This is a genomic window from Planomonospora algeriensis, from assembly GCF_977012225.1.
Map to the genome: position 1 here is coordinate 1 of NZ_CDRNDK010000383.1, position 6188 is coordinate 6188.

4 protein-coding genes are annotated in these 6188 nt (G+C 72.3%); 1 reads left to right on the forward strand and 3 read right to left on the reverse strand.

All coding sequences use genetic code 11. The features are described 5' to 3' along the window. Nucleotides 1–542, reverse strand: a 542-nt coding sequence (locus ACWJ6R_RS28065) for a winged helix-turn-helix domain-containing protein (protein WP_449065107.1), incomplete at its 3' end; no start/stop codon positions are given. A 61-nt stretch (nucleotides 543–603) separates the two neighbouring features. Between ACWJ6R_RS28065 and ACWJ6R_RS28070 the strand changes: the two genes are divergently transcribed. After that, complete coding sequence (locus ACWJ6R_RS28070; RefSeq protein WP_449065108.1) at nucleotides 604–1992, forward strand: pyridoxal phosphate-dependent decarboxylase family protein; 1389 nt, start codon at nucleotides 604–606, stop codon at nucleotides 1990–1992. A 122-nt stretch (nucleotides 1993–2114) separates the two neighbouring features. On the opposite strand, the gene ACWJ6R_RS28075 is transcribed toward ACWJ6R_RS28070, so the two are convergent. Together ACWJ6R_RS28075 and nrdR are read right to left on the reverse strand one after the other, a co-directional pair. Then, nucleotides 2115–4982: a vitamin B12-dependent ribonucleotide reductase gene (locus ACWJ6R_RS28075; protein ID WP_449065109.1), complete on the reverse strand. Its 2868-nt coding sequence runs from the start codon at nucleotides 4980–4982 to the stop codon at nucleotides 2115–2117. Nucleotides 4983–5074: 92 nt separating this feature from the next. Then, nucleotides 5075–5536, reverse strand: coding sequence for a transcriptional regulator NrdR (gene nrdR / locus ACWJ6R_RS28080; RefSeq protein ID WP_449065110.1), 462 nt, complete (start codon nucleotides 5534–5536; stop codon nucleotides 5075–5077). Nucleotides 5537–6188: the final 652 nt, after the last annotated feature.

Here is a 6188-nt window from a genome sequence, read left to right on the forward strand (position 1 = left end):
CCGCGACCGTGTACGGCAGCCGCAGCCGGTTGGCGGGCGTCCCGTCGGCGGAGAAGGCCGAGCCGGGGAGCAGCCCGAGCCCGAGGGAGGCGGCCCGGCGGGCGAGCGCGTCGCCCGACGTCCCGGTGAGCCGGAGCCAGAGGGCCAGACCGCCCCGGGGGACCGTGAAGGCCCACCCGTCGTCGCCGTCCAGCAGCCCGGCCAGGTGGTCGCGCTGCGCCCGGAGCCCGGCGCAGATCGAGGAGCGCCCCCGGCCGGTCCGCCGAGAGCGGTGCGAAGCGCTCCCCCACCTGCGGGGGCAACCGCATCGTGCTCGCGCTGCCGTGCCGGGTGTCCAGCCAGCCCTCCGTGCGCAGGCGGGCCAGCGCGGCGGTCACCGTCCCCCGGCTGACCCCCAGCTCGGCGGCCATCCGCCGCTCGGCCGGGAGCCGGTCGCCGACCCGGATACGCCCGTCGAGCACCGCCTCGCGCAGGGCCTCCGCCAGGGAGTCGGCCAGAAAGGCGCCGGGTCTGCGCCACCCGGCCGGCAACATGCTGGACATCGGTCCAGTTTGCCGTGATTGGACCAGGACCGGGCACGCGCGCCTCCCTTACGGTGCTGCCATGCACCCACGACTCGGCGACGACCTCGCCCGCCTGCCCGACCTGCTCGACGAGACGCGGGCCCACGCCGTACGGCTCCTCTCCGAGCTGGACGACCGCCCGGTCGCCCTGGCCACCGAGCCGCCCGCGCCCGAACCCCTGCCCGCCGCCGGGATCGGCGCGGCGGGGGCGCTGGAGGCCTTCACCCGGCGCTGGGAGCCGGGTTTCGCCGCCAGCCCCGGCCCCCGCTATCTGGGCTTCGTCACCGGTGGCGCCACTCCCGCCTCGCTGGCCGGCGACTGGCTCACCGGGGCTCTGGACCAGAACCCCACCTCCGGCATCGACTCCAGCGCCCCGGACCTGGAGCGGGAGACCGTGGCCTGGCTGCGCGAGCTGTTCGGCCTGCCCCCCGAGCACACCGGAGCCTTCGTCAGCGGCGCGACGATGTCCAATTTCACCGGCCTGGCCGTCGCCCGGGAGTGGGTGGGCGAGCGGCGCGGCGTTTCCGTCTCCGAACAGGGGGCGGCGGCCCTCGGCCCCGTCCCCGTGCTCTCGGCGAGCCCGCACTCCAGCGTCGGCAAGGCCCTGTCCATGCTCGGGCTGGGACGCTCCGCGCTCCGGAGGGTCGGTGCGCTGCCCGGGCGGGAGGCCGTCGATCCGGCTCGGCTGGAGGAGGCGCTGGAGTCCCTCGGCGGCGAACCCGCGATCGTGGTCGCCAATGCGGGGACGGTCAACACCGTGGACTTCGACGACCTGCGCGCGGTCCTCGCCCTGCGCGAGCGGTACCCCTTCTGGCTGCACGTGGACGCGGCCTTCGGCGCGTTCGCCGCGCTCTCCCCCGGCCACGCCCACCTGGTCGACGGGCTCGGCGAGGCCGACTCGGTCTGCGTGGACCTGCACAAGTGGCTGAACGTCCCCTACGACAGCGCGGTGCAGTTCACCCGCCGCCGCGATCTGCAGGCCCGGGTCTTCGCCAACTCCGCCGCCTATCTCGGGCCGCTCGGCGAAGACCTGGACCGGGTCGACCTGGTCCACCTGACGCCGGAGAACTCCCGGCGGCTGCGCGCCCTGCCCGCCTGGTTCACCCTCGCCGCCTACGGCCGCGAGGGCCACGCCGAGATCGTCCGGCGCGACATCGCGCTGGCCGGGCTGCTCGGCGAGCGTGTCGCCGCGCTGCCCGGTTACCGCCTGCTGGCCCCGGTCCGGCTCAACGTGGTCTGCTTCACGCCGGAGGGCTCCCCGGAACGCGCCGGGGAGCTGGTCTCGGCGATCATCGAGTCCGGCGAGGCCTTCCTGACGGCCACCGTCTACGACGGGGTGCCGGCGCTGCGCGCCGCGTTCAGCAACTGGCGCACCACCGAGGCCGACGTCGAGCGCGTCGCGAAGGTCCTGGAACGCCTCGCGCCGTGACCGCTCAGCCGGCCGCAGCCCCGGGATGAGGATGTCCCGCCTGTTCGTCCGCGCGCGTCCCTCGTTCACGGGCCGTCAGCGGTTCACGGGGACGGACACCGTGTCCGCCCCCGTGCGGGGAGTCAGCTGCAGCCGCTGGTGGAGCCGCAGCCCTCACAGACGTAGCAGCTGCCGGCGGGGCGCATCTTCGTGCCGCAGGTCATGCAGAGCGGCGCGTCGGCGGTGCGGCCCTGGTGGGACTCCAGGGAACCGCCCCGGCCGGGCTCCTGCCGGGCCGCGGCCTGGGGCGCGGCTCCGGCCGGGGCCTCGGTCGCGGCCCGCTGCTGCGGCTGCTCGATCGGAGCCGAGGTGGCCAGCTCTGCGATGACCTGCTCGGAGTGGACGGCCGCCGGGTCCTCGCCGCGCTGCTGGGCGGCCCGCTCCGCGGCGGAGAAGACGCCGAGGGCGGCGCGCTCCTCGTAGGGCAGGTGGTCCAGGGCCAGCCGGCGGAAGATGTAGTCCACCACCGAGGAGGCCATCCGGATGTCCGGGTCGTCGGTCATGCCGGCCGGGTCGAACCGCATGTTGACGAACTTGCTGACGTAGGTCTCCAGCGGCACGCCGTACTGCAGGCCGATCGAGATGGCCACGGAGAAGGCGTCCATGACGCCCGCGAGGGTCGAGCCCTGCTTGGACATCTTCAGGAAGACCTCGCCGAGGCCGTCGTCGGGGTAGCACGAGGCGGTCATGTAGCCCTTGGCCCCGGCCACGGTGAAGCGGGTCGTGGTGCTGGGGCGCTGGTTGGGCATCCGCCGGCGGGTCGGCCGGCTGATCTCCACCACCTTGACCTGCGGCTCCGCGGGGGTCTCCGCCTTGTCCGCCTTCTCCTCGGCCTTCTTGCCCGAGGCGGAGAGCGGCTGGCCGACCTTGCAGTTGTCGCGGTAGACGGCCAGGGCCTTCAGGCCGAGCTTCCAGCCCTCCAGGTAGACCTGCTCGATGTCCTCGACGGTCGCGGACTCGGGCAGGTTGACGGTCTTGCTGATCGCCCCCGACAGGAACGGCTGGGTGGCGGCCATCATCCGGACGTGGCCCATCGGGGCGATGGCCCGCTCGCCCATGGCGCAGTCGAACACCTCGTAGTGCTCGGGGCGCAGGCCCGGCGCGTCGACGACGTGGCCGTGCTCGGCGATGAACTCGACGATCGCCTCGATCTGCTCGCCGGGGTAGCCCAGCTTCTTCAGCGCCCGCGGGATCGTCTGGTTGACGATCTGCATGGAGCCGCCGCCGACGAGCTTCTTGAACTTGACCAGGGCCAGGTCCGGCTCGATGCCGGTGGTGTCGCAGTCCATCATCAGGCCGATGGTGCCGGTGGGCGCCAGCAGGGAGGCCTGAGCGTTGCGGTAGCCGTTCCGCTCGCCGAGTTTGAGGCACTCGGCCCACTGCCGGGTGGCCTCGGCGTGGATGGCGCCGTCCACGGCGTCCAGCGTGCGCAGCTCGCCGTTGGCCGCGGAGTGCTTGCCCATGACGCGCTTGTGCGCGTCGGCGTTGCGGGCGTAGCCGTCGTACGGTCCCACCACCGCGGCCAGCTCGGCGCTGCGGCGGTAGGAGGCGCCGGTCATCAGGGAGGTGATGGCGGCGGCGACGGCGCGGCCGCCGTCGGAGTCGTAGGCGTGGCCGGTGGCCATGAGCAGCGCGCCCAGGTTGGCGTAGCCGATGCCGAGCTGGCGGTAGGCGCGGGTGGTCTCGCCGATCTTCTCGGTCGGGAAGTCGGCGAAGCAGATGGAGACGTCCATCGCGGTGATGATCAGCTCGGTGATCTTCACGAAGTTCTGGATGTCGAAGGAGCCGTCGTCGGCGAGGAACTTCAGCAGGTTGATGCTGGCCAGGTTGCAGGAGGAGTTGTCCAGGTGGACGTACTCCGAGCACGGGTTCGAGGCGGTGATGCGGCCCGTCTCAGGGCAGGTGTGCCAGTCGTTGATCGTGTCGTCGTACTGCACGCCGGGGTCGGCGCACTCCCAGGCGGCGGTCGCCATCTTGCGGAACAGGTCGCGGGCGTCGACCTGCTCGATGACCTCCCCGGTGAGGCGGGCGCGCAGGCCGAACCGCTCGCCCTTCTCCACCGCGCGCATGAACTCGTCGGAGACGCGCACGGAGTTGTTGGCGTTCTGGTACTGGACGGAGACGATGTCCTTGCCGCCCAGGTCCATGTCGTACCCGGCGTCGCGCAGCGCGCGGATCTTGTCCTCCTCGCGCGCCTTGGTCTCGATGAACTCCTCGATGTCGGGGTGGTCGACGTCGAGGACGACCATCTTGGCCGCCCGGCGGGTGGCGCCGCCGGACTTGATGGTGCCGGCCGAGGCGTCCGCGCCGCGCATGAAGGAGACCGGGCCGCTGGCGGTGCCGCCGCTGGAGAGCAGCTCCTTGGAGGAGCGGATCCGGGAGAGGTTCACGCCGGAGCCCGAACCGCCCTTGAAGATCACACCCTCTTCCTTGTACCAGTCGAGGATGGACTCCATCTGGTCGTCCACGGCCAGGATGAAGCAGGCGCTGACCTGCTGCGGCGAGGCGGTGCCGACGTTGAACCAGACCGGCGAGTTGAAGCTGAAGACCTGGTTGACCAGGGCGTGCTTGAGCTCGTGGTCGAAGATCTCGGCGTCCTCGTCGGTGGCGAAGTAGCCCTCCTCGACGCCGGTCCTGGTGTAGACGCCCACCACGCGGTCGACGAGCTGCTTGAGGCTCCACTCGCGCTGCGGGGTGCCGACGGCGCCCCGGAAGTACTTGGTGGTGACGATGTTGGCCGCGTTGACCGACCAGGAGGCGGGGAACTCCACGCCGCGCTGCTCGAAGTTGACCGAGCCGTCGCGCCAGTTGGTCATGACGACGTCACGGCGTTCCCAGGCCACCTCGTCGTACGGGTGCACGCCGGGGGTGGTGAAGATGCGCTTCATCTTCAGCCCCTTGCGCGGGCGCTTGCCTCCGCGCGCCGCCGTACCGCTGACCGTCTCCGTCATGACTTCCCCCTTCCGGACTCCGAACGGAGCCCGCGAGTCGGACCACATCAACGCGCCGCCTCATGTCCCCCGGCGCCCGGGGATCGACTTCCTCAGTCCTGCGGGGCGGAGCGTTCCGCCCGCAGTTGCTCGATCTCGGCCTCGAAGTCGGCCAGCGTCTCGAACCCCCGGTAGACGGAGGCGAAGCGGAGGTAGGCGACCTCGTCCAGCTCGCGGAGCGGACCCAGGATCGCCAGCCCGACCTCGTGGGCGGGGATCTCGGCGGCCCCGGTCGCCCGGATGCTCTCCTCGACCCGCTGGCCCAGCTGCGCCAGGGAGTCCTCGCTGACGGGCCGTCCCTGGCACGCCCGCCGGACCCCGGCGATCACCTTGTCCCGGAAGAACGGCTCCGTCACCCCGCTGCGCTTGCTCACCATCAGCAGGACCGTCTCCTGCGTGGTGAACCGGCGCCCGCACTCCGGGCACGTGCGCCTGCGGCGGATGGCTCCGCCGTCCTCCGTGGACCGGCTGTCGATGACCCGCGTGTCAGGATGGCGACAGAACGGACAGTGCACGTGCGTCGCCTCCCTGACCGGCTCACCTGCCCCCCATGCCCCGTGTCATTCCATGCGAAATGCCCGCACGCGTTCACCTGCGGAGGTGCAGTGCGGTAACAGAAACACAACTTATGGTGAAACGGGATGGGTGGTGCCACTAGATGTTGTGGTGCAACCGTAGAAGTGCGCGACGATGAACGCAAGTTGATCGGAGGGTCCCAAGTGAAGGCGCTGATCAGGGGCGCCGCTCGGGCGTGTCGTCGCCGCGCCGCCCTCCGGGCCTCCCGTCCGGACGCGCCGGAACCCCGCACACACGGCGACCGGCCGGGTACGGCGCGGCACGGGTACGGCCGGCGAGTGCGGTCGGCGGGTGCGGTCAGCGGCTCCGCACGCTCGAGCGCGCCGCGAGGGCGGTGATGAAGGCGGCGATCTCGTCGGGGTTCTCCTCGGCCATGAAGTGCCCGGACGCGGTCGATCAGCGCCTCCGGCCAGGACGCCTAGGCGGGCACGAAACGCGCGATCGCCCAGAGGACGACGAGCCCGGCCAGGAGCAGCGCGGCCACCGCCGCACCCCTGCCCCTGCGGGTGAGCCGGAGAGGCGGCGCGACGGGACGGCGGGCCGCCCGCCCCCTCGCCCTCCGTCCGGCCTGCGGCCTCCGGCGCGCTCTTC